The following is an 18,389-nucleotide window of genomic DNA, read 5'->3' as shown; positions in this document are numbered from 1 at the left end:
GGAATGATTTTAGACGGTACACTAGAAAGTTTTTCAGAATAGATTATTTGGTATAACTAATCGTTATATTTTGAAAACACCCATTGCTCCAGTTTGATAATGTCATTGTTAATTACATAGGACAAAAAATTGACAAATTCCGAGTCAGAGATTTGTCCATTACTCCAGAGTTCCATTACCTTTTCAACCCATAAAGGCATCGAGTTTCCAAACTGTTCAAATTTTATCTCAAACATTTGATTCAATGCATTTACTTCTGTTTCATATTCTGTCTTGATATCATCTTGACGTTCTACAAAACCTGTAAATACATTTTGTAACATTTGATTAATTTGTTGTGTAGTTAATGTAGGATCTGATTTTTGTTTGTCATACACTGCTTGTTTATCTTTTTGGAATTTGTCACTGGAATCTGTAAATTTTACCTTGAATTCTTTTTCAAGATTCCATCTTTGTTCGTTATAGATTTTTTGTAGCTCTAAATATTCATCGGATTCAGATACTGCCTCTGGAACCATTTGAATAAAAAAAATACCAATAAACAGAAAAATTGAAAATATCTTTTGCATATGAATTAATGTTTATTTTGATATTAAAAGTGAGGTAACTTTTTCAGTTTCAGAGTAAAAATTAACTTTAATTCTCTTTTCAAACTTTCTTGATTTAAATTAATTTTTTTCATCACAATTTTTTAATAGCTGACCTGCTAATAATAGGTTGACCTAGATAAAATGAGTCAATCTGAGCCTGTCTTAATGATGCATGAGCGTGAAAGAATAATTTTAGAACATATTCAGAAAAACCCAGAATTACATCATAACGCTCTACTAAAATTAGTCGTTCCAAAATTTATGGCAAAAACAACTTTTGAGAAAACCCGTGATTCTCTTATTGAAAAAGAGATCATTTTTGTTCATTCTAAAAGTAATATGAAATTTTATCATATCACTGAAAATTATACTCACAAAGCAGCGCAACATATTGAACAAACTACAAACAACTCTTTTCATGATCTAAAAATTCAAATCAAACGATTAGAGACAGATTTTCCTCATAAGGATGTTGATGAAAAGATAAACACTTCAAATTCTCTTTTGAGACGATTATTGCAAACTGATAATGGCTTTACAATTTTAGATTCTATCAAAAACCCAAAGAAAACACTGTATCGAGATGAACATTTGACAATTCAACAATTAATTTTTCAAGTTTATGAAATAATTCAAAATGACAAATATTCTGAATTATTGATTCCTACAATCATTAGTTTTCTGGGAATTATTGTGCCAAAAAATTCATCAGATAAATAGTATATTCTTTAGTTATTTATTCAGGTTCATTTTAGACTATTTCATGGGATTGCTATACACAAAATTCTATATGGATTTTGATGATGATGATTGGAATCAAATCTCAAATGATCCTATAATATTTCAGACTAAAAAAGAAAATATTACTTTAGAAATCGATGACGCATCTCATAAATTTTACAAACTTCATTTCAAAAAAGGTGGAAAAATTCACATGCTCCGGGTTACTGGAAGATTCCGATTAACTTGGGATGATGAAGATATTTTAGACTAGAAAAATTATAATGGGCTTTGTTTAAATTATGTCTATGTCTTTGAACGAACAAGTTTCTAAAATCTTAGAAAACTTTGATAACGCATCTTCAAATGAAATCATTGATGTTTTAAAGCAAATTCAGCCTCAGTTTCAGAGTAATTTGACATCTGAATATCTTGCTGGAAAAATTCAGAAAATTGTAGATATTGGAGATGAATCTGAAAAAAAGAAACAATGCAAAGCATTAACTCCATACCTGGATTGGTATTTGCAAGGATTATAGAGTTTATTCTGAGAATTCTTTTATTTTCTTTAATGCCGTTTTTATGATTTCGACATCATTTTTTGCCACTGCCAAATCTCCCACCAGATTTACAAAATATTCGTGTCCTGTGTTTTGTGCTTTGTCAATATCTGATTCATAACACATTAGTGCTTTTTCAAAGAACGGAATTTCATCACTAAGACTTCGCACTGCTTGTATATCGTTAATACTGTTTTTGATTTTTTCAACTACTTCATCAATTTTTGGAACTGTTTTCATTGCTTGTTGATTCAAAACTGATGCAAACATTGCAGCTGAATCTTTTAATTCTGGACTTTGTGCAATTGTTCTCAATCTTTTTCGATAATGCTCTAGTGATTTTAATACAATTTCATACCCGCCTTCATCTTTTAGAAAAATTGCTCCTAACCATATTTTTTCAGTCATTTACAAAATCATAATTGACGTAGTATAATTTAGTTATCTTACAGATTGTTTTTGAATTATTTTTCATATTTGAAAATTATTCTTTATACTCGAAATTTTCTTGAATCGGTGGTTGATTTCTACTAATAAGATATAGTAAGATTCCTGCTACTGTCACTCCAATCCCACTAAGACCTACAAATGTGCCCATATTTTTGATATGATTCCATATGGGCTCAGTTGGATCTAACTCTATTGAATAAAACATAACTAATCCTACTAAAAACATCGTTCCTCCTATGATGAACATCAGGATTCCAGCTTTCATAATTTAGCGTAGAATTTCTAATTAATAAATCACCTAAAATTTATGCGTGGGTGAATTTTTTTTAAAAAGTTATTTTTACTAGACTATGAGAAAATTAACCAAGGTCTGGGATATGTCGCAATTGACTCTTTCACAAACAATCGAAAATGTACAATCTCTAATTGATTCTGGAAATGGTGATCCAGGAAGACTGTATCATATCTTAGAATGTTTAAAAAATAATCGCCCACTGTATCATTCAGACCAAAATTATCTTGAGCAAAAACTAGAATCTTCTTTTAGTCTTGAAGATGAGTCAGAACCTGTTACTGGCAGTGATGTTTTGCCAAAAATACAAGAACTAATCAATTCTGGAAATGGTGATCCAGGAAGACTGCAACATATCTTTGATATGATTTCAAATAACAAAACTCTGTATCATTCTGATGCTGCATATTTGGAATCAAAACTAAACGAATCCATTACTCCAAAATCTATAGAGTATGCAACAATTTCTGAACCAAAATCTTTAGAAAATACGCCTCCTCCAGAACCTCAACCAGAAATAAAACCTGCCCCTGAACCAAAACCGATATCTAGAGGAAGCATGCCAAAAGGCTGGAATACATCCCTTGATTCTGCAGAGATTGAAAAAATTTCTAAAGATATTCAAAAAGAAGAAGAAGAGATTCAAAAACAAAAATTGATTTCAAGTGAAATTGATTCACATCGTTCAAAATTAACACAACTAGTATCTCATCGAAAAGAATATGAGCAAAAAGTGACTCAAGAAAAAGCAACACTTGAAGCACAAATTCAAGAAGAGCGTCTAAAAATTAAATTTCAAACAAAACTTTCTGAAGAAATTATTACTCAGAAAGAAGAATTGGCCAAAGTAAAAAAAGAACGATCTAACATTATTAAAAATATTGATTCAGAAAAAACAAAAATTTCAAAAGAACTTGCACAACAAAAACGTCAACTAATTCAAGCACAATTGGAACAAGAGAAAATAGAAAAACAAGTTGAAACTGAGCAAACCTTACTTACAAAGATGATTGAAGAACAAAAATCACGCTTACTTGAACAAGCCTCTATTGCAAATGAAATTAAATCAAAACAAAGTGACTTGGAAAAAACTAAGAAAGACTATGAGTTTATCGTTTCACAAGTAAATGAAGAAAAGGCAAAATTTGCAGAATCTGAAAAACTCAAGAATCTGATAAAATCACAAGAAGTAGATTTGATAAAAGCAAAAGAAGAACGCCTTACTTTGATAAACACAATCTCTAAAGAAAAAGAAGCAATCACCAAAAAGACAAAAGAAGAAAAAGAACGATTAAAATCTCAAGGAAACTTAGCAAAACAACTCAAAAAAGAAGAAAAAGTTTATGAATCACTCAAAAAGAAACGTGAAAAAACAGAACAACAAATCAAACTAAAGAATCAAAAATTAAAAGAAAAACAACAGAAACTAAAAAAACAGATCTCTGAAAAAGACAAAAAACTCAAGTCTTTGAGTACAAAAAAGACTTCTGCCAAAAAATCTATTAAAAAAACTATAAAAAAAGCAGCAGCAACTAAGACTGCAAAAACCCCTGCAAAGAAAAAATCATCTTAATTTTATTGTAATTTCTTCCCCATTTCCTATTGGTGAAGTTATAGTTCTAACTTTTTGATTTGCTTGTATGTGTGATGAGTATTTTTTCATATCTTCTCTATATTTTTCGGGATACAACATGTTGTCGGTAATAATTACTCCTCCTAATGATACCATGGGTAGTATCATATCAAAATATTCAATAACATTTTCTTTATCTGCATCAATTAACACAAAATCAAAATACTCTTTGTATTCTTCTTTCAAACTAAAATCTCGTAAAATTTGCATTGCTAATCCTTCTTGAATTGTTATGTGTTCTGAAACGTTTGCATCCTGAAAATTCTCTTTTGCTCTTTTGATCTTTTTTTGATTTTGTTCTATGGTGATTATTTTGCCCCCATTCTCGCTAATTGCTTCAGCACACCATATTGTGGAATATCCAACTGACATTCCAACTTCAAGCATATTTTTTGCATTTTTTAGGCGTATTATCATATTGAGTAATTCGCCTGTTTCTTTTGTTATTGCCAACATTCTTTCATCAGATGGAACAGTGATCTGTCTTGATTTTTCTAATGATGATTGTTTTTCTAATTTTTCTAGAATCTCAAAAATTTCTTTAAACATTTTATGTATTCATGATACCCATTCATGTATTAGTATTCTAAGATCTTACATTGTTTTTATTAGATTATATTTGCCCCTAATTTTTCTTGTATATATGGCAGCAAAGAAAGTCGATCTGCTTGAAATTGTTCAAAAAATCATTAATTTAGATTCTAAAATGAGATTTGCAGCCATAATTGACTCTAAAGGAAACATCCGAGAAGCAATTATGAAAACAGGAAAAACAAATCTTAAATCTCAAAAAGAAGAAGAGCATTTCTGCAAACAAGTTGCTCAAAGACGTTCTATGAGAAAGGAATTTGATAGATCATTAGGTAAAGTCAGATATGTCCATGTTGAAAGAGAAAAAGTATCTCAAATGGTAGTTTATGCAAAAAGAAACATTATCTACTTTACAATGGAACCTGAGATGCCAATTAACACCAAAATTAGATTAATTACAAAAATTAAAAAACTCACTATAGGTCTTTAAATCGATTCAAACTTGGATTTTTTATCCTAATGACTTTTCAAAAATATCTTGGTGACTCAAAGATGTTTGAATATGACAAACATTATAGAAATTGTCAACAGTTTGATAAACCATTCATTAAGGCAAAAATTAATCCTCATCATGGAAATTATTTTGTACAAATAGATTTGATGCCTTGTAATTACAAATTCTCAAAACATGATGAAAAACAATTAGAAAAAATGGTTCACAATGAAAATGACTTTCTAAAATCAAATTCAAAGCATGAATTACAAGGATTTAGTATTACTTCTGAACTTGCGTGGTTTGACGGAGTATCTCCAAAAAATCTTGATTCTTTTTGTAATTTACTTTATGATTTGACTCAGAATTCAGAATCTGATTAAATTTTTTAATATCTTGTCTATGACTTTGAGTTCTTTCTTTCTTTCTTTAATTGTTGTTTCATTCCATTTTTTTGCAAATTCTGATTTCTGGTCTAATTTCTCTAATTCTTGAATGTATTTTACGAGGTGAATTTTGTAATCATGTAACAAATCCAAATGTTTGTTGTGGTTTTCTTCTGTAGGCGTTGGCATTTTTACTCATCTTCTATATCTGGAAACATTTCTTTAATTCGTATCTTGTCTTTTTCCATAGCATCTATTCTTTTTTCAAGATGGTTCTTGATAACCGGATCTTGTTCTTGTTTTTCTTCCTCTTTGATATTAGAAATTGTTTTTGTTAGTGATCTATAGTATTTGATATGATTTCTTTTTGATTCTTCTGATTTGTCTTCTTCTTTTACATCCACAAAGTGGTTAGATTTTTGTAAAATATGTATTTGATGTTCTAGATTTTTTCTTACTAACAATTATCCAAAAACCTTCTAAATTTTAAACAAATTTACAGATTTTTACTGCCCTTGCTTTTATTTCCCAATTTTGATAATTTTTTATGGTCCATGTTAGATGCGACGAATGTGGTTTTGACTGTGATTATTTTGTAGAGGGTGAAATGGAGCAGGTTGTTTTTGCATATTGGAATCATATGGCAAAAGAACATGGAATAGAATACTCTCCTGAGACATTGGGCAGGTATGTCAAAAAGAAAATTCCAGTAATCCCTTCTTAGAAAAATTGGCCTGAAAAGCATAATCAAGCTTAAAAATAAATTTTGTAATGAATATTATGACATTTCCACTGGATTCTGTAAAGTCCTGCCCCAAATGCGGTTGTGAATATTGTAAACTCAAAGTTTGTCCTGCATGTGGTCATGATTTGCCTTGATAGTTTTACACTAATATTGAAATCAAATTTAGTCATATTATGAAAATTCTTGTAGATGAAAATCTGGATGGTATGGATGAACGTCTTAAAGAACATGGTTTTGATGCATTAAGTGTAAGAAAACTCAACATGGCTGGAGAAAAACTTGGTTCAGATTTTTCAATAATTCAATACGCTCAAAAAAATAATTTGATCATCGTTACAAAAGACAAAGAATTCCGAAAAGCAAGTGAAGAAAATGACTTCCCTTTGGTTCTTTTAGATGATGAAGAGATACTCAAAGTAATTATTGAAAAACTAAAAAATTTTAGTTGACATTTTTTGTATCCATATGAGATATTCTCAAATTTGCTAAAATCTCATTAAGAAACACGTCTTCCGGCTGATGTGAAATGTTTGTCATGATTGCTTGCCAACAATCATCAATTTTTCTATTAATTTGTGAAAACATTTTGTCTTTTCTAAATGTTGGATAAAATGATAACAACTTCATAATGCCATCCGTTGATTGAACAATTTGAATTAAATGAATAATTGATCTCAATCTTTCATGAAATGAAAATTTTTCTGCTTTACTGATATTGTCAAAATTTTCTATTTCTTCAAAAATTGTTTTGACTTCACTATGCAGATTCTTTAATTGATTATTTACTGATTCATACAAATTAACTAATTCATATTCGATGTGGGCTCTACTGTGGACTCTTTTTTCAATATCTCCTGATTCTACAAGGGCACTAATTTCTCTGTACACTGTTTTTTCATTTCCAACTTTCTCCATCACTCTTTTTGCTAATTCGGTGCCTCTGATTTTCCCATTTTCATTTAGAATTCTAATAATTTCTATTCTGATAATCTCTGAGTTTTTGTCCAATATTTTCTCCTATTTTTGATATTTTTCTATGACTTTGTCTTGACCCATCTCACTAATCTCTTTTGTCAGTTGTTCTAGAATTTCTATTCCTTTCTTGAGTGGTTCTTTTGGAATGTTTTTGTTTTCTAATTTTTGTTTTAGGACCATTTTTTCATTATTTACAAAACTGATCAAAGGAACATTTTCCCCCATGTTTAGATTGACGAAAAAATCCACATATTCTTCAGCACTTCCAATGCCCATGCTAGATGATTCTTTATCTGGTATTTGTTTGCATTCTGAATTAGATTAAAATAATTTCAAGATTACTATATCTCATGGATTCATGTGATCGACGTGTTCGTGCATACAAAAACGGCAAAACTCTTGAACAATGTAAAGAAATTGCTGAGTCTTTGAATCCAAATTTTAAAGATCAAATTGAACAAAATGGACGAATTCTATGGTCTCAAATTTTAGAGCAAGTTGATCATGACGAATTACTTTACAAATTCACTCTTAAATTTTTGAGAAGAGACGGATACGATATCGGTAACCATAAACGTCCCCATGTACGAAAATTCAATCACTGGTTTACTTGAAAATTTTGAATTAGATTTTACAACTTCCATCTGGATTACGTAATTTTTTCGCCATAATGTATGGTGTTGCTAGTAGTATTGGTATTGATACTGCAATTAGTAATGTCTGTAATTGTGCTAGTGCAAGAGATAGGGCGATTCCGCTTGCAGTCCCGATAAACAATGAAAAAAATGTGCCTGCACAAGTTGGACATGCAATAAATGCACCAACAATTGCACCAACTCCACTCATTCCACTCCCTTGTTTAGAAAATGTGTATGCGCTAATTGCAATTGATGTGTTTAATGCAACTAGATATGATACAATGATTTGTAGTACTAGATTTATTGGAATTACTTGTAATCCAATATGTTCTGTAAGGTAAATGATTACTTTTGGCATATATCCCAACTCTCCACAACATGGTGCAACAAATCCTGAAGGAATCTCTGCACCATAGTGTATTGAGAAAGTTACTTCCGGTTGATACACCAGTGTTCCTGATACTAGTGCAAAGAATATTCCATACCCTACAAAAGTTGCAACAAAAATTTTTCTTGATTTTTGGTTCCAAGTGATTAATGCAATTATTGTTGAAAGATCTTTTTCGTTTTTTTCTATTTTTCCTTTATGGTATCTGTACATTCCAAGAGCAATTGCTCCAAATGATGCAATCAATGCAATGTAAAAGATGTATGCAATTCTTTGAATTGCTTCAATTGCACTTGGTGTGAGTAATTCTGAATCCTGGTATCTTGCATAAATGATGAATAGTAATGCTATTGCAACAAATCCTAAAACAATCAGTTTCTTGCCTTTGCTAACTGAATTTGATTGCTCCATGATGATTCTTTTTTTGCCATGTGATTAAATTCTATCTTAACTTAATCTGGGCACAAAGATGTAGATGATTGCAATTATCTCTAGTCTGCCAAATATCATCAAAAATCCCAAGACAATCTTTGTTGCAGGATCCGTGTCTGAATCAATTACTCCTGCTGATAACCCCCCTGTGGTAATCACGCCTGCAGCTTCAAAGAATGCGTCTTGGTATGATACATCTTCAGTTTCAGCAAGATGTAATCCAGTTATTGCTGAAATTACTGGGAATAATGCTATGATGATTAGTGTTGATGTGATCTCTTTTTTTGTCTGAGTTGAGAGTTCTTTTCTTTTAACACTGCTAAAAAATGATCTGCAATTTTTAAGATGGAATAATCTGAAAATCTTTAGTCCTCCTGCAGTTGAGAATCCACATCCGCCAATAAACATCAGTGCTATCAAAATTGCGTGTGCAAATCCCCCTAGTCCTGCTAAACTTTGCAGTTGTAGTCCTGCAGTAGTACTTGCAGAAACTGAATAAAATGCACTTTCTAATGGTTCTAATCCACTAATTGAAATAAACAATACTGTGGCGCCACCTAAAATTGCAAAGTATGTGAGAACTTCTTTTCCTAATTTTGGTGCAAGGAATTTTTTTCTTACAAATGCATAGTGGAATGTAAACGGTAATGCCCCCAGTATCATCGCTCCCATCAAAATTACTTCTTCTTGCCATCCCAAGTTATCGATAATAGTTGATGACGGGACAAATCCTCCTGTTGCAAGTGTACTCATTGCCAATGAAAAATCATCAAGCAGATTTTCTTGTCCAAAGAAATACAACAACATTGCAACAATGACAATATACACTGCAAAAATTACAGTGATTGTTGAAAAGAGTTCTTTCATGTGTAATGTTCTTCCAGAAATAAAACCACGCATTGATTGTAGTTTTGATTCTGGATAAAATGCAGTAATTACCAGGTAAATGAAACTCATTCCCCCTACCAGTTGTGTATAACTACGGTAGAATGTGAAACTTTGAGTTAATTCTTCTTCAGGTGTATCAAATAGAGAGATTCCTCCTGTGGTAAATCCTGCTGCACTTGAAAAGAATGCATTTCCAAACACATCTACATTGGTTTCCTCACTTGGGAAGACATACAGATACGGCACAGTTCCAAACAGCGACAGCAAAAACAGGCTAGAAAACACCAATATCGACGCCTGCTGCAGATTCAGACTAGACTTTTCACCATAAGAATTCAAAAAGAATCCTGTGACTAGTAACAGAACTGTTGTAAGGTAAATTCCTGTAGCAGTAAGTGTATCTTCTAAAATTGTAGATACGATTGCTGGAACAAGCAACAAGACTCCTGCAAATTGTAAAACAAATCCTAGATTACCAAGTACTGCTTTTACTGGCGGACTTAATAATCGGGGTTCAGAAGCAGTTGCATCTCTGATTACATTTGCAATAGTTGTTTGGAAAATCATTCCAATAACTTGATTCTTTTTTGATAAAACTGGTAATTTTCTAATACTGTTGTCTCTCATTTTGTGCAATGCATCTTGTAATGTCGATTTTTCATTAATTGTAACAAGTGGTGTAGACATGATGTCTTTTAGTTTTGTAGCTTCAGCATACACTGTAACATCACTTACTTTACTTAGAATATCTTCATCCGTAACAATCCCTACTGGTACCCTGTCTTCATTTGTAACTATGATGTCGTCTGTTTCATAATGTTGTAGCATTCTAGTTGCCTCTCTTGTTAGTGTGTTCTGACTTAGAATCAAAACATCTTTGTCCATGTATTCTGTTACGGATTTGTTTAACACATATGATACCGCACGTTCTGGGTTTGTTGACATTAAGCTACCCTTAGTTAAGGATTTTAAATAATTTGGGGTTACGCTGTAGCATTGATCGTCTAAAAAAAATTAACCTTGATGAAATAATCCGTATTGATCTCAAAATTTTGCTATCTTTATAAGCACTGGGCATGAAGTTTATGCGTACAATGGATATCAATCAAGCACAAGAGCCTGATTATGAATCGGTAAAAATTGATTATGTTGGATTTGTCGATCCTTATGCTGTTGAAGGCATGGTCATTCTAAAGTCTGATAATGGGAAAGAGTTTCACATGAGAGCCTTTTCTGGCGAAGTTGCAAAACACATCTCAAGTTTTGGTGATGATCCCAGCGGTGAATCTGCTCCTTCTATTTACAAAATGATTGAAGACATTTGTGAAGAAAATGAATTAGTTCTTGTCAAAGTCAAAATCTATGAAAGTGGCGAGGTTTTGCGAGCAAATTTGTACTTTACAGGTAAAAAAGACCTTGTTTTGAGAAACTATCGTGCGTCTGATGCCATGGCACTTGCTGCATACTATAATATTCCAATTCTTGTACGAAAGTCCTTGTTAAAGGAAAGTATGGAAGCTGAAACCTGAAATTAGAACAGTTTTTCTCCTAGTATGATTGTGGTTTATCATGAATGAACAGGAGCAATTAATGGATAATCTGCTAAATGTAGATCTTGAAATTATTGATGTTGTAAGAGAATTACAACAAGGAAATTGGGAATCTGACTCTCACAAACAACAAGTTGGTGATTTGTTAAAAATCCGAGATGAGATGGTTCAAAAATTAATGGCTGCAAATGGTGGAGAACATCAATGTGATTGTGGTCATGATCATCATCATGAATAACTAATTTTTAAAAAAAATTATCTGGAAACATTTTCTTTATCTTTTCTAACTCTTCTTGATATTTTTTAATTTTTGAATCTAATTCTGTATTGTCTTGTGACTTTTCTTTTTGTTTTTGTAAAACGTTGATTTGATTTGAAATTGTTTTATACATTATAGAATACTCTGGAAATTTTTCAGGAAGTTCTCCCATAGCTAGATTAAATATTGTGCCTACTAATACTCGTTATGAAGATTGCAGTATTTTTTGCACTTTTACTTACTATGACTAGCGGGTTTGCTTTTGCTGAACCCATCTCTACTACAATTCCATCTGGAGAAAAAATCCACTATGTTGATGAACAAATAATGATTATGGCCGATATTTCCAATAATCAAGACGTCTCTCAAAACTTTGCATATTTGACCCAAGTCAGAAATGATCAAGAAGTTGTAATTTCATTATCTTGGTTGACTGGTTCTTTGTCTCCTCGTCAGTCATTTTCTCCTGCCCAGTCATGGATTCCAACTGAGACTGGAACTTTCCATATCCAAGTTTTTGTTTGGGAAAGCATTGACAACCCTGAAGCTTTGTCTCCTCCACTTTCTATGATTGTAAATGTTGAAAATAGAAGTACATGATTATAGTTTCTGCTTCATAATTCGGCAAACTCATCATCATTCAGTGATTAGCTTAGTTGTCGGTTAATCATCAGCAAATTGTAATGATTTCTAATAGTATATTATCATTCATGCATCAGAACCTTTTTGATACAAGCAATCTTTTTGAAAACATGGCCAATTTTGAAAAACTCTACAAAAAAGTTGCATTACAAGTAATTGAGAGATGTCATGGTGGAATACGGATAAAAAAACATGGAAGAATTATTCAAGTTTATGATCCAAAACGCCACATGTGGAGTGATGGATTGGTAGGATTGGTAATTAAAGAAGAATGCAAACTTGCTAATCTTAGAGATTGGGAGATTGCAAATGTTCGAAGATATATAATTGAAGAACTACTATCAAAACCTGATGACTAGTATGCTACTTTTCTAATCAAATGAGGCTCTTTGAGCATAATGGTATCATCTTTTCTTGAGGATAGTTCAACATTTCTGAGATTCAAATTTGTTACAACAACTAGTGCCTCACAACGAGTACAGAGAATTGTTTTCCCATCTGATCTTTCTTCTCTGATGATGTCTTTTTCTAACCTGTCTTCTTTCTCACATGTGGGGCACAGTTTAGGCTCTTTTAGAATCGTGATTATCTCTTTGACAAAGATTGTTTTTCCCATATTGTGATGATTTTGATTTGATGAATAAAGAGTTTGTATTGTTAATTGGCATCAGCAATTCCATTTTGAGTGTCAAACCGTTTTAATCACCCAAAGTTAGAATGAATGGTATTCAATGTATTTCCAATCTAACCAATTAACAAAATCAAATGGAATGTTTTGAAAATATGTTTTTGTTTATTGATCTATGTTTCTAAAATTTTACAATATTTTTAGATCATTCTTATAATTTTTCATACTAAATGTTAAATACTAAAAATTCCTATATGAATTGATGTCGTTAGTTACAAAATCTAACGAATAAACTGCGTAGCCCCGCAGAACGATAAAGGCACTCAAACATTATGATGTTTGACCACGAGAGGGAATCTCTCATAGTTCTGCAATTAGGGGGTGCGCCTTTTTAATTTCTAAAAATTGTTTGTTGCTCGAAAATTTTTCTATGTGACTATTTCATCTAGTCTATCTTCTTCTTGTGCACGTTTAATCTCCATTGCAATTCTTCTACCAACACCAAATGTTTGTCCGTACTGGTATTTTGTATAAGGACTAGTTGTTGCAACAATTGGATTTCCTGGAACACGTAATGATACGTCATACACAATCAGCTCCAAATCTTTTGTAATAACACTTTGAAGTGAAAATGGTCCGATAATTCCTGGAGCATATTCTTTCTTGACTGCTTTTACAAATTTGTCTCCCATTTTGAGGACCTTTTCTAATAATGATTCTCTGATGCTTGCAGGGGTGTGACCAACTTCAATATTTTGTAAATCTACATCAATGTCGAGTTGTTGTTTTGCAGGTAGAGCATTAAAGTCCATGAGGTTTGTTTGTAGTCTCCTCTCAATTCCAATAAAGTCAACTTGGTCTGAAATTGGGGTGTGGAAGAAATTAAAATTCATGTATGTGCCAATTGCCAACTCTTCAATACTTGCTTTTTCTAGGTCTTTTCTTGCAATTACTCCTTGTTTGATTTTCTCTTCAGATTTTACAACATAATCTTTGTAAGATGATACTGTAAAAAATGCTCTCTCTAGTGGTCTGTTCTTTTCTTGTACTTTAACAATACAAGGTTTGTTGATTCTTTTAGGATCTTTGAATAATTTTGGATATTTGATTCTGGCTTTTTCTAACAAATAATATTGTCCTTTCTTTGCAGTTCTCTCTTCAGCTTGGAATAATTTCCTATTTCCAAAAATAGGCACTTTGAAAGAATTCTCAATTGTCTTGTATCCTAGATAAACTGTAAGGGAACGGTGTGGGACAATAATCGTATTTGAATCTCTTAACTCCTTTTGGATTTTGGCTGAAGCCATCTCTTTGAATTTATCTAATACTGTAATCTCATCGGCTATTCTGTTGAATCTCTGATATGGACCTTCTCTGCCTTTTTGACAAAATACTCTGGTTTGAAAATCCTCATCTTTTGCACCATCCATAATCTCAAGTGCAGAATGACTTCCAAGAACGCCTATTTTTACATCTGAGTACTCATTAACAATTTTCTTGATCTCAGAACTCTTAATCACATGATTCCTTGAAACTAGGATCTAATATAGCTAATTTTCATTTTTTAGGATCGACTAGAATCACAAGATTTTTCTGAATTGTCGTTTGAACATGGTTGTGCTGTATCATTTTGAATTACAGATGGCAGGGGTAATACTACTAACTGCTATGGCTGTTGGAGGAATCAGTCTTTGGATAAAACGAAGACGAGAGAGAAAAGAGTTTGAGGCATCTTTCAAAAATGACGAGTCTTCTATCTAGTGCTAAGGATACCATTTCATCTAATACATAAAATACTCTGTATTGTAATGATCTTTATTGAAACTAATTATTGGAATTACAGGCAGTACTGGAGTAATTTATGGAATCCGAATGCTTGAGACTCTAAAAAAATTAAACATTGAGACTCATTTGATAATGTCTGAATGGGGTGCAAAATGCATTCCAATGGAGACTGAATTTACTGTTGATTATGTAAAATCTCTTGCAACTGAAATCTCTGATGAACAGAACATGGCTGCAAGTGTTTCTAGTGGTACTCATAGAATTGACGGAATGATTGTTGCACCCTGTAGTATGAAAACATTGGCTGCAATTGCAAATGGATATGATGATACTTTGGTTGCACGTGCAGCTGGAGTTACAATCAAAGAATCTAGAAAATTAATTCTAATGGTAAGAGAAACTCCATTGTCTGCAATTCATTTGGAAAACATGTTGAAACTTTCAAGATTGGGTATTGTCATTTTACCTCCTGTAACTGAATTTTACACCAAACCTCAATCCATTGATGATATTGTGAATCACGGTGTTGGAAAATGCTTGGACCAATTCGACATTGAACATAATTTATACCCTAGATGGGGTTCTTCTTAAATTACAATTGCCACAATTCTCTTTTGAAAAAATTAGTACTGCTAATAGAGATACTGTTTACAAAGTTTTTTCAGATTTTGAAAACTATCAAAAAATATCTCCTAAATTTTTTCCATCAATACGAATACGTTCTATCCGAGATAATATTGCAGTAGTTGAAGAGCATTTGATTTTGGGAGATGACGAATTGGTGGTAATGGCAAAACATGTTACTGATGAACCTGTACTTCATGATGTCTTTATCATTGGAGGTGATGCAAAGGGCTCTCACATTCAAGAACAATTCATTGAAACTCCTCAAGGCACGAAAATCCTAGTTGATGTGGATTTGAAACTAAAAGGAAAGATGAAATTTGGTGGTATGTTTTCTAAAAATCGATACCAAGAAAATTACGAAGAAATACTAGATAATTTTATTAAAATCACTGAAAATTAATCTGATTTTGCTTCTTTATCTTTGAAGTCTTTTAGTTCTTTTTCGCCTTCAATTTTGCCTTTCTCAAATTCGCCTTTTGCTTTACCAAAGGTCTTTGCAAGTTCTGGAATTTTTTTCGCGCCAAAAATCAACACTACTGCAATAACAATAATGAAAATCCATTCTTGACCTGCAATGAAATTGGCTAAATTCATTCCAAACATTTCTGTGTGTCTTTAACTAAATTCGGATTTAAGTGTTCAACTTTTTACGTTCTTTACGCTCAATGAGCGTCATGCCTGTAACGTACAATGCAATCATTGGTCCTGCAATAAACCACATAGTAACACCACTGCCATCAGGAGTAATAACTGCACCAAAGATCACAATTATGACAATTGCATATCTGATATTTTTTCGCCAAAAATCCGCATCAACCATGCCTGATGCAGATATTGCATACATTACAAGAGGAAGTTGAAATGAAAACCCAAATGCTAACAAAAATTGTAGCACAAATGTAACAAATTCTATTACATTAAGAAATGTGACCAATCCTGCAGATTCACCATATCTGTACAAAAATTCTAAGATGTATGGAATTACTAGATTATACGAAAATGCACATCCTGCAATAAACAATCCTAATGAAGGAATTGTAATGCTTCGACTAACATTAATTTCATTTTCTTTAAGAGCTGGTTTGATGAATCCTACTAATTCCTTGACAATTACTGGCATGCCAACTACAATTCCAACAAGTGCTGCAATGTAGACTTGTGCAAAGAATGCTTGACCTGGAGCTGTTTGAATTAATTGAACATCCTCTGGTACGAGATTCTCTTTCATGTGGTTGGTAATTTGTGCTGCAATGTTGTTTAACGGCTCAGGTGTTGGATAGTATAATGTGGTTTGGCCAACTTGAATTGGTTCAGCATGAAATGTCAGAATGAATCCTGTAATGATACCAATTACTAAGACAATTCTAAGTAGTCTTTTTCTTAATTCTTCAAAATGTTGGTTGATACCATCCAACTCTGACATCGGTTCTCATTGCGCATTAAGCTATATCTATTTGCCGGGAATTGGCAATAGTTTTGCTTCAGGCAATCCCTCTTCTTTGAGTTGTTCTATGGAGACCCCCTCAAATTCTAATGAAATTATGGCCTTTGTGTTGAATTTAGATTCCATCTCTTTTGCTAGATTTGTAAGATCTTTACTTGAATAGATTTCCTGTGAATCCTTTAAGAAAATCCTTTCTCCTTTCTCCATCTCTTTACCTCCAAACTTTCCTTGAAGGAAACTGGTAATTTCAGGAAGTTCTTTTCTATCTATATTATTGTGAAAATAACAAACTCCTTTAACTGACTCATAGTCAAATGCTGTTCCATTTCTATACATGAAAACTCCGATAAAATGTGCTTCATCTTCTGGTTCTCTGATACATTTTATCTCCCAATTTAACAAATTCTTTTCATTATAGCTAAAACCTTCCATTTCATCTGCTGTAATTTTCCAATATCTTGATCTTGGCATATTGATTTATCAAAATTCATCTGATATAAATTCCAATATTGCCTGACTATGACTAATTTCTAATTATGGCAATTCATCGCCCCTCTTTTATATGAAAAACAAGCATAGTGTACGTTGGGAGATCGAATCACTGTTGTACTGAAAACTGAGTATTCTGAAAAACTACGCAATATTCAAGCAAAGATGATCAGAACATCATCAAACTCAGTCAGTTTTTCACATGTTTTGAATTTGGTTCTAAGTGAAGGATTAAAAAAATACAAGGCATAGTTGCAACAATGTAATTGTTCATTTACTATTCCTAATCTTGATTAAGTATGGCAGAACAAAAAAATCCTCTTTATCCAATAGTTATTGATGATTATCCAAAACTCTTTGATTATGTTTTGACTGCTAATGGATTGGTATACTTTCAGTCTTTGAAAAGAGATTGTGTTTTGGGAAAAACCATGACTCAAGATGAATGCAACAAACTTCGTTTGTTGTACGTCTATCATGCAACTGCTAATCGAAACATATCTGAAGTTTTTGCATGGCAAGATCTATGCATTACTCTAGACAACCAAGGAATAATTGAAAAGGAGATGTTTCAATCAAAAGAAGATTTGAAAAAACAACAACTCATCATTGAAAATCCTCATTATGTATCTGGATTATATCGAAAATATACTGAATTTGTAAAAAACAATTGAATTCAAAGTAACCGATTCTGGGCTGGGTAATATCTGCACAACACAAGTCCTCAGAATCGGAAACTTTACTGATTATTTCAAAATAAGTATAAAAGCACAAAATTATTCGGAAGATAGATTAACCTCCACTCAATTCTGCAAATTATTATGGCAACATACAATGTTCATGTAACCATTGAAAACAAGCCTGGAATTAGTGATCCTGAAGGTGATACTATACTAAATGATCTAGTTCTAAAAGGAACTCACAAAACTGTATCAAAAATCAAAACTGCCAAAATGCTAAAATTCACAATCAAGGAAAAGGACAAAAAAACTGCTCAATCTAAAGTTCAAGAAATTTGTGATGACTTGCGTATCTATAATCCAATGGTAAGTAAAGTCACAATTGATGTTTTTGATGCCTAGGATTTTTCAGAATCTATGTTATCTGACATTCCATTAATCAAAAATTTACTGCGAAAAATTCTGCCAAGTTTGTTTAATTGATGGCTCCTAATTTTTCATTTTCAACCATTGCCAAAAAACTGATCTCTTTTTATTTTAGAATTATTACTGCATCGTACGCGA

At 32.1% G+C, this 18,389-nt stretch carries 34 protein-coding genes; 18 read left to right on the top strand and 16 right to left on the bottom strand.

Going from position 1 to position 18,389, the window contains the following annotated elements; genetic code table 11:
- Positions 1–56: 56 nt before the first annotated feature.
- Positions 57–569, bottom strand: coding sequence for a hypothetical protein (locus ACQY22_RS08725; protein WP_428324302.1), 513 nt, complete (start codon positions 567–569; stop codon positions 57–59).
- 162 nt (positions 570–731) lie between these two features.
- Between ACQY22_RS08725 and ACQY22_RS08720 the strand changes: the two genes are divergently transcribed.
- The 3 genes from ACQY22_RS08720 to ACQY22_RS08710 are packed head-to-tail and all read left to right on the top strand — an operon-like array spanning position 732 to position 1,849.
- The gene (locus ACQY22_RS08720; protein WP_428324301.1) at positions 732–1,310 is read left to right on the top strand and encodes a hypothetical protein; all 579 of its coding nucleotides are present in this window, start codon (positions 732–734) and stop codon (positions 1,308–1,310) included.
- Between the two features lie 43 nt (positions 1,311–1,353).
- Entirely contained in the window at positions 1,354–1,584 is a 231-nt protein-coding gene (locus tag ACQY22_RS08715) for a hypothetical protein (protein WP_428324300.1), read from the top strand.
- Positions 1,585–1,618: 34 nt separating this feature from the next.
- Positions 1,619–1,849: a hypothetical protein gene (locus ACQY22_RS08710; protein WP_428324299.1), complete on the top strand. Its 231-nt coding sequence runs from the start codon at positions 1,619–1,621 to the stop codon at positions 1,847–1,849.
- A gap of 3 nt (positions 1,850–1,852) precedes the next feature.
- Here the strand turns inward: ACQY22_RS08710 and ACQY22_RS08705 are convergent, their stop codons facing one another.
- Both ACQY22_RS08705 and ACQY22_RS08700 read right to left on the bottom strand, forming a co-directional pair.
- On the bottom strand, positions 1,853–2,278 hold the full coding sequence (locus ACQY22_RS08705; RefSeq protein WP_428324298.1) for a hypothetical protein: 426 nt from the start codon (positions 2,276–2,278) through the stop codon (positions 1,853–1,855).
- A 76-nt stretch (positions 2,279–2,354) separates the two neighbouring features.
- Positions 2,355–2,585, bottom strand: a complete 231-nt coding sequence (locus ACQY22_RS08700; protein WP_428324297.1) for a hypothetical protein — start codon at positions 2,583–2,585, stop codon at positions 2,355–2,357.
- A 112-nt stretch (positions 2,586–2,697) separates the two neighbouring features.
- Here ACQY22_RS08700 and ACQY22_RS08695 point away from each other — a divergent pair, with 112 nt between their 5' ends.
- Positions 2,698–4,185, top strand: coding sequence for a hypothetical protein (locus ACQY22_RS08695; protein ID WP_428324296.1), 1,488 nt, complete (start codon positions 2,698–2,700; stop codon positions 4,183–4,185).
- Here the strand turns inward: ACQY22_RS08695 and ACQY22_RS08690 are convergent.
- Positions 4,177–4,794: an O-methyltransferase gene (locus tag ACQY22_RS08690; protein ID WP_428324295.1), complete on the bottom strand. Its 618-nt coding sequence runs from the start codon at positions 4,792–4,794 to the stop codon at positions 4,177–4,179. The two genes, ACQY22_RS08695 and ACQY22_RS08690, sit on opposite strands and share 9 nt — an antisense overlap.
- 94 nt (positions 4,795–4,888) lie before the next feature.
- Here ACQY22_RS08690 and ACQY22_RS08685 point away from each other — a divergent pair, with 94 nt between their 5' ends.
- Both ACQY22_RS08685 and ACQY22_RS08680 read left to right on the top strand, forming a co-directional pair.
- The gene (locus ACQY22_RS08685) at positions 4,889–5,266 is read left to right on the top strand and encodes a DUF6659 family protein (protein ID WP_428324294.1); all 378 of its coding nucleotides are present in this window, start codon (positions 4,889–4,891) and stop codon (positions 5,264–5,266) included.
- A gap of 29 nt (positions 5,267–5,295) precedes the next feature.
- Positions 5,296–5,652, top strand: a complete 357-nt coding sequence (locus ACQY22_RS08680; protein ID WP_428324293.1) for a hypothetical protein — start codon at positions 5,296–5,298, stop codon at positions 5,650–5,652.
- Here ACQY22_RS08680 and ACQY22_RS08675 read toward each other — a convergent pair.
- Together ACQY22_RS08675 and ACQY22_RS08670 are read right to left on the bottom strand one after the other, a co-directional pair.
- Positions 5,638–5,844 (bottom strand): hypothetical protein, encoded by a 207-nt coding sequence (locus ACQY22_RS08675; RefSeq protein WP_428324292.1) that lies wholly within the window; start codon positions 5,842–5,844, stop codon positions 5,638–5,640. The two genes, ACQY22_RS08680 and ACQY22_RS08675, sit on opposite strands and share 15 nt — an antisense overlap.
- 2 nt (positions 5,845–5,846) lie before the next feature.
- Positions 5,847–6,119, bottom strand: a complete 273-nt coding sequence (locus ACQY22_RS08670; protein ID WP_428324291.1) for a hypothetical protein — start codon at positions 6,117–6,119, stop codon at positions 5,847–5,849.
- Between the two features lie 83 nt (positions 6,120–6,202).
- Here ACQY22_RS08670 and ACQY22_RS08665 point away from each other — a divergent pair, with 83 nt between their 5' ends.
- Complete coding sequence (locus ACQY22_RS08665; protein WP_428324290.1) at positions 6,203–6,379, top strand: DUF1059 domain-containing protein; 177 nt, start codon at positions 6,203–6,205, stop codon at positions 6,377–6,379.
- Positions 6,380–6,573: 194 nt separating this feature from the next.
- Positions 6,574–6,849, top strand: a complete 276-nt coding sequence (locus tag ACQY22_RS08660; protein WP_428324289.1) for a DUF5615 family PIN-like protein — start codon at positions 6,574–6,576, stop codon at positions 6,847–6,849.
- Here the strand turns inward: ACQY22_RS08660 and ACQY22_RS08655 are convergent.
- Both ACQY22_RS08655 and ACQY22_RS08650 read right to left on the bottom strand, forming a co-directional pair.
- Positions 6,842–7,408: a hypothetical protein gene (locus ACQY22_RS08655; RefSeq protein ID WP_428324288.1), complete on the bottom strand. Its 567-nt coding sequence runs from the start codon at positions 7,406–7,408 to the stop codon at positions 6,842–6,844. The genes ACQY22_RS08660 and ACQY22_RS08655 overlap by 8 nt on opposite strands.
- 9 nt (positions 7,409–7,417) lie before the next feature.
- Positions 7,418–7,651: a hypothetical protein gene (locus ACQY22_RS08650; protein ID WP_428324287.1), complete on the bottom strand. Its 234-nt coding sequence runs from the start codon at positions 7,649–7,651 to the stop codon at positions 7,418–7,420.
- Positions 7,652–7,725: 74 nt separating this feature from the next.
- On the opposite strand from ACQY22_RS08650, the gene ACQY22_RS08645 reads away from it, so the two are divergent.
- Positions 7,726–7,989 carry a hypothetical protein gene (locus ACQY22_RS08645; protein ID WP_428324286.1) on the top strand — a complete coding sequence of 88 codons (264 nt, stop codon included), beginning with the start codon at positions 7,726–7,728 and terminating at the stop codon, positions 7,987–7,989.
- Between the two features lie 10 nt (positions 7,990–7,999).
- On the opposite strand, the gene ACQY22_RS08640 is transcribed toward ACQY22_RS08645, so the two are convergent.
- On the bottom strand, positions 8,000–8,812 hold the full coding sequence (locus ACQY22_RS08640) for a hypothetical protein (protein WP_428324285.1): 813 nt from the start codon (positions 8,810–8,812) through the stop codon (positions 8,000–8,002).
- A 36-nt stretch (positions 8,813–8,848) separates the two neighbouring features.
- On the bottom strand, positions 8,849–10,666 hold the full coding sequence (locus ACQY22_RS08635) for a potassium transporter TrkG (protein ID WP_428324284.1): 1,818 nt from the start codon (positions 10,664–10,666) through the stop codon (positions 8,849–8,851).
- 149 nt (positions 10,667–10,815) lie between these two features.
- Here ACQY22_RS08635 and ACQY22_RS08630 point away from each other — a divergent pair, with 149 nt between their 5' ends.
- Both ACQY22_RS08630 and ACQY22_RS08625 read left to right on the top strand, forming a co-directional pair.
- The gene (locus ACQY22_RS08630) at positions 10,816–11,250 is read left to right on the top strand and encodes a bifunctional nuclease family protein (protein ID WP_428325542.1); all 435 of its coding nucleotides are present in this window, start codon (positions 10,816–10,818) and stop codon (positions 11,248–11,250) included.
- A gap of 40 nt (positions 11,251–11,290) precedes the next feature.
- On the top strand, positions 11,291–11,509 hold the full coding sequence (locus tag ACQY22_RS08625; protein ID WP_428324283.1) for a hypothetical protein: 219 nt from the start codon (positions 11,291–11,293) through the stop codon (positions 11,507–11,509).
- Positions 11,510–11,516: 7 nt separating this feature from the next.
- Here ACQY22_RS08625 and ACQY22_RS08620 read toward each other — a convergent pair whose 3' ends face one another.
- Complete coding sequence (locus ACQY22_RS08620; protein ID WP_428324282.1) at positions 11,517–11,702, bottom strand: hypothetical protein; 186 nt, start codon at positions 11,700–11,702, stop codon at positions 11,517–11,519.
- 35 nt (positions 11,703–11,737) lie between these two features.
- Here ACQY22_RS08620 and ACQY22_RS08615 point away from each other — a divergent pair, with 35 nt between their 5' ends.
- Both ACQY22_RS08615 and ACQY22_RS08610 read left to right on the top strand, forming a co-directional pair.
- Positions 11,738–12,130: a hypothetical protein gene (locus ACQY22_RS08615; RefSeq protein ID WP_428324281.1), complete on the top strand. Its 393-nt coding sequence runs from the start codon at positions 11,738–11,740 to the stop codon at positions 12,128–12,130.
- A gap of 152 nt (positions 12,131–12,282) precedes the next feature.
- Positions 12,283–12,531 (top strand): hypothetical protein, encoded by a 249-nt coding sequence (locus tag ACQY22_RS08610; protein WP_428324280.1) that lies wholly within the window; start codon positions 12,283–12,285, stop codon positions 12,529–12,531.
- Here the strand turns inward: ACQY22_RS08610 and ACQY22_RS08605 are convergent.
- On the bottom strand, positions 12,528–12,788 hold the full coding sequence (locus ACQY22_RS08605) for a hypothetical protein (protein ID WP_428324279.1): 261 nt from the start codon (positions 12,786–12,788) through the stop codon (positions 12,528–12,530). The two genes, ACQY22_RS08610 and ACQY22_RS08605, sit on opposite strands and share 4 nt — an antisense overlap.
- A 440-nt stretch (positions 12,789–13,228) precedes the next feature.
- Positions 13,229–14,320 carry a formate--phosphoribosylaminoimidazolecarboxamide ligase family protein gene (locus tag ACQY22_RS08600; protein WP_428324278.1) on the bottom strand — a complete coding sequence of 364 codons (1,092 nt, stop codon included), beginning with the start codon at positions 14,318–14,320 and terminating at the stop codon, positions 13,229–13,231.
- A 97-nt stretch (positions 14,321–14,417) separates the two neighbouring features.
- Between ACQY22_RS08600 and ACQY22_RS08595 the strand changes: the two genes are divergently transcribed.
- The 3 genes from ACQY22_RS08595 to ACQY22_RS08585 are packed head-to-tail and all read left to right on the top strand — an operon-like array spanning position 14,418 to position 15,612.
- The gene (locus ACQY22_RS08595; protein ID WP_428325560.1) at positions 14,418–14,561 is read left to right on the top strand and encodes a hypothetical protein; all 144 of its coding nucleotides are present in this window, start codon (positions 14,418–14,420) and stop codon (positions 14,559–14,561) included.
- 57 nt (positions 14,562–14,618) lie between these two features.
- Entirely contained in the window at positions 14,619–15,176 is a 558-nt protein-coding gene (locus ACQY22_RS08590) for a UbiX family flavin prenyltransferase (protein ID WP_428324277.1), read from the top strand.
- A 7-nt stretch (positions 15,177–15,183) separates the two neighbouring features.
- Positions 15,184–15,612: an SRPBCC family protein gene (locus tag ACQY22_RS08585; protein ID WP_428324276.1), complete on the top strand. Its 429-nt coding sequence runs from the start codon at positions 15,184–15,186 to the stop codon at positions 15,610–15,612.
- Here the strand turns inward: ACQY22_RS08585 and ACQY22_RS08580 are convergent.
- The 3 genes from ACQY22_RS08580 to ACQY22_RS08570 are packed head-to-tail and all read right to left on the bottom strand — an operon-like array spanning position 15,609 to position 17,127.
- Entirely contained in the window at positions 15,609–15,815 is a 207-nt protein-coding gene (locus tag ACQY22_RS08580; protein ID WP_012215156.1) for a Sec-independent protein translocase subunit TatA/TatB, read from the bottom strand. The two genes, ACQY22_RS08585 and ACQY22_RS08580, sit on opposite strands and share 4 nt — an antisense overlap.
- Positions 15,816–15,843: 28 nt before the next feature.
- A complete protein-coding gene (gene tatC, locus ACQY22_RS08575) occupies positions 15,844–16,635 on the bottom strand; it encodes a twin-arginine translocase subunit TatC (protein ID WP_428324275.1) in 792 nt (263 codons plus the stop codon).
- 27 nt (positions 16,636–16,662) lie between these two features.
- Entirely contained in the window at positions 16,663–17,127 is a 465-nt protein-coding gene (locus ACQY22_RS08570) for a hypothetical protein (protein ID WP_428324274.1), read from the bottom strand.
- Positions 17,128–17,444: 317 nt separating this feature from the next.
- Here ACQY22_RS08570 and ACQY22_RS08565 point away from each other — a divergent pair, with 317 nt between their 5' ends.
- Together ACQY22_RS08565 and purS are read left to right on the top strand one after the other, a co-directional pair.
- Complete coding sequence (locus tag ACQY22_RS08565) at positions 17,445–17,819, top strand: hypothetical protein (RefSeq protein ID WP_428324273.1); 375 nt, start codon at positions 17,445–17,447, stop codon at positions 17,817–17,819.
- A 147-nt stretch (positions 17,820–17,966) separates the two neighbouring features.
- Positions 17,967–18,227: a phosphoribosylformylglycinamidine synthase subunit PurS gene (gene purS / locus ACQY22_RS08560; RefSeq protein ID WP_012215160.1), complete on the top strand. Its 261-nt coding sequence runs from the start codon at positions 17,967–17,969 to the stop codon at positions 18,225–18,227.
- The last annotated feature ends 162 nt before the right edge of the window (positions 18,228–18,389 follow it).

It is taken from the genome of Candidatus Nitrosopumilus sp., from assembly GCF_965263415.1.
Taxonomy (GTDB): domain Archaea; phylum Thermoproteota; class Nitrososphaeria; order Nitrososphaerales; family Nitrosopumilaceae; genus Nitrosopumilus.
This window is presented reverse-complemented; position numbering and strand designations above follow the sequence as displayed.

Bases quoted from the DNA above. Each gene is read 5' to 3' on its own strand.
- ACQY22_RS08725 (WP_428324302.1), bottom strand. From the start codon at position 569: ATGCAAAAGATATTTTCAATTTTTCTGTTTATTGGTATTTTTTTTATT.
- ACQY22_RS08720 (WP_428324301.1), top strand. From the start codon at position 732: ATGAGTCAATCTGAGCCTGTCTTAATGATGCATGAGCGTGAAAGAATA.
- ACQY22_RS08715 (WP_428324300.1), top strand. From the start codon at position 1,354: ATGGGATTGCTATACACAAAATTCTATATGGATTTTGATGATGATGAT.
- ACQY22_RS08710 (WP_428324299.1), top strand. From the start codon at position 1,619: ATGTCTTTGAACGAACAAGTTTCTAAAATCTTAGAAAACTTTGATAAC.
- ACQY22_RS08705 (WP_428324298.1), bottom strand. From the start codon at position 2,278: ATGACTGAAAAAATATGGTTAGGAGCAATTTTTCTAAAAGATGAAGGC.
- ACQY22_RS08700 (WP_428324297.1), bottom strand. From the start codon at position 2,585: ATGAAAGCTGGAATCCTGATGTTCATCATAGGAGGAACGATGTTTTTA.
- ACQY22_RS08695 (WP_428324296.1), top strand. From the start codon at position 2,698: ATGTCGCAATTGACTCTTTCACAAACAATCGAAAATGTACAATCTCTA.
- ACQY22_RS08690 (WP_428324295.1), bottom strand. From the start codon at position 4,794: ATGTTTAAAGAAATTTTTGAGATTCTAGAAAAATTAGAAAAACAATCA.
- ACQY22_RS08685 (WP_428324294.1), top strand. From the start codon at position 4,889: ATGGCAGCAAAGAAAGTCGATCTGCTTGAAATTGTTCAAAAAATCATT.
- ACQY22_RS08680 (WP_428324293.1), top strand. From the start codon at position 5,296: ATGACTTTTCAAAAATATCTTGGTGACTCAAAGATGTTTGAATATGAC.
- ACQY22_RS08675 (WP_428324292.1), bottom strand. From the start codon at position 5,844: ATGCCAACGCCTACAGAAGAAAACCACAACAAACATTTGGATTTGTTA.
- ACQY22_RS08665 (WP_428324290.1), top strand. From the start codon at position 6,203: ATGGTCCATGTTAGATGCGACGAATGTGGTTTTGACTGTGATTATTTT.
- ACQY22_RS08660 (WP_428324289.1), top strand. From the start codon at position 6,574: ATGAAAATTCTTGTAGATGAAAATCTGGATGGTATGGATGAACGTCTT.
- ACQY22_RS08650 (WP_428324287.1), bottom strand. From the start codon at position 7,651: ATGGGCATTGGAAGTGCTGAAGAATATGTGGATTTTTTCGTCAATCTA.
- ACQY22_RS08645 (WP_428324286.1), top strand. From the start codon at position 7,726: ATGGATTCATGTGATCGACGTGTTCGTGCATACAAAAACGGCAAAACT.
- ACQY22_RS08640 (WP_428324285.1), bottom strand. From the start codon at position 8,812: ATGGAGCAATCAAATTCAGTTAGCAAAGGCAAGAAACTGATTGTTTTA.
- ACQY22_RS08635 (WP_428324284.1), bottom strand. From the start codon at position 10,666: ATGTCAACAAACCCAGAACGTGCGGTATCATATGTGTTAAACAAATCC.
- ACQY22_RS08630 (WP_428325542.1), top strand. From the start codon at position 10,816: ATGGATATCAATCAAGCACAAGAGCCTGATTATGAATCGGTAAAAATT.
- ACQY22_RS08625 (WP_428324283.1), top strand. From the start codon at position 11,291: ATGAATGAACAGGAGCAATTAATGGATAATCTGCTAAATGTAGATCTT.
- ACQY22_RS08620 (WP_428324282.1), bottom strand. From the start codon at position 11,702: ATGGGAGAACTTCCTGAAAAATTTCCAGAGTATTCTATAATGTATAAA.
- ACQY22_RS08615 (WP_428324281.1), top strand. From the start codon at position 11,738: ATGAAGATTGCAGTATTTTTTGCACTTTTACTTACTATGACTAGCGGG.
- ACQY22_RS08610 (WP_428324280.1), top strand. From the start codon at position 12,283: ATGGCCAATTTTGAAAAACTCTACAAAAAAGTTGCATTACAAGTAATT.
- ACQY22_RS08605 (WP_428324279.1), bottom strand. From the start codon at position 12,788: ATGGGAAAAACAATCTTTGTCAAAGAGATAATCACGATTCTAAAAGAG.
- ACQY22_RS08580 (WP_012215156.1), bottom strand. From the start codon at position 15,815: ATGTTTGGAATGAATTTAGCCAATTTCATTGCAGGTCAAGAATGGATT.
- tatC (WP_428324275.1), bottom strand. From the start codon at position 16,635: ATGTCAGAGTTGGATGGTATCAACCAACATTTTGAAGAATTAAGAAAA.
- ACQY22_RS08570 (WP_428324274.1), bottom strand. From the start codon at position 17,127: ATGCCAAGATCAAGATATTGGAAAATTACAGCAGATGAAATGGAAGGT.
- ACQY22_RS08565 (WP_428324273.1), top strand. From the start codon at position 17,445: ATGGCAGAACAAAAAAATCCTCTTTATCCAATAGTTATTGATGATTAT.
- purS (WP_012215160.1), top strand. From the start codon at position 17,967: ATGGCAACATACAATGTTCATGTAACCATTGAAAACAAGCCTGGAATT.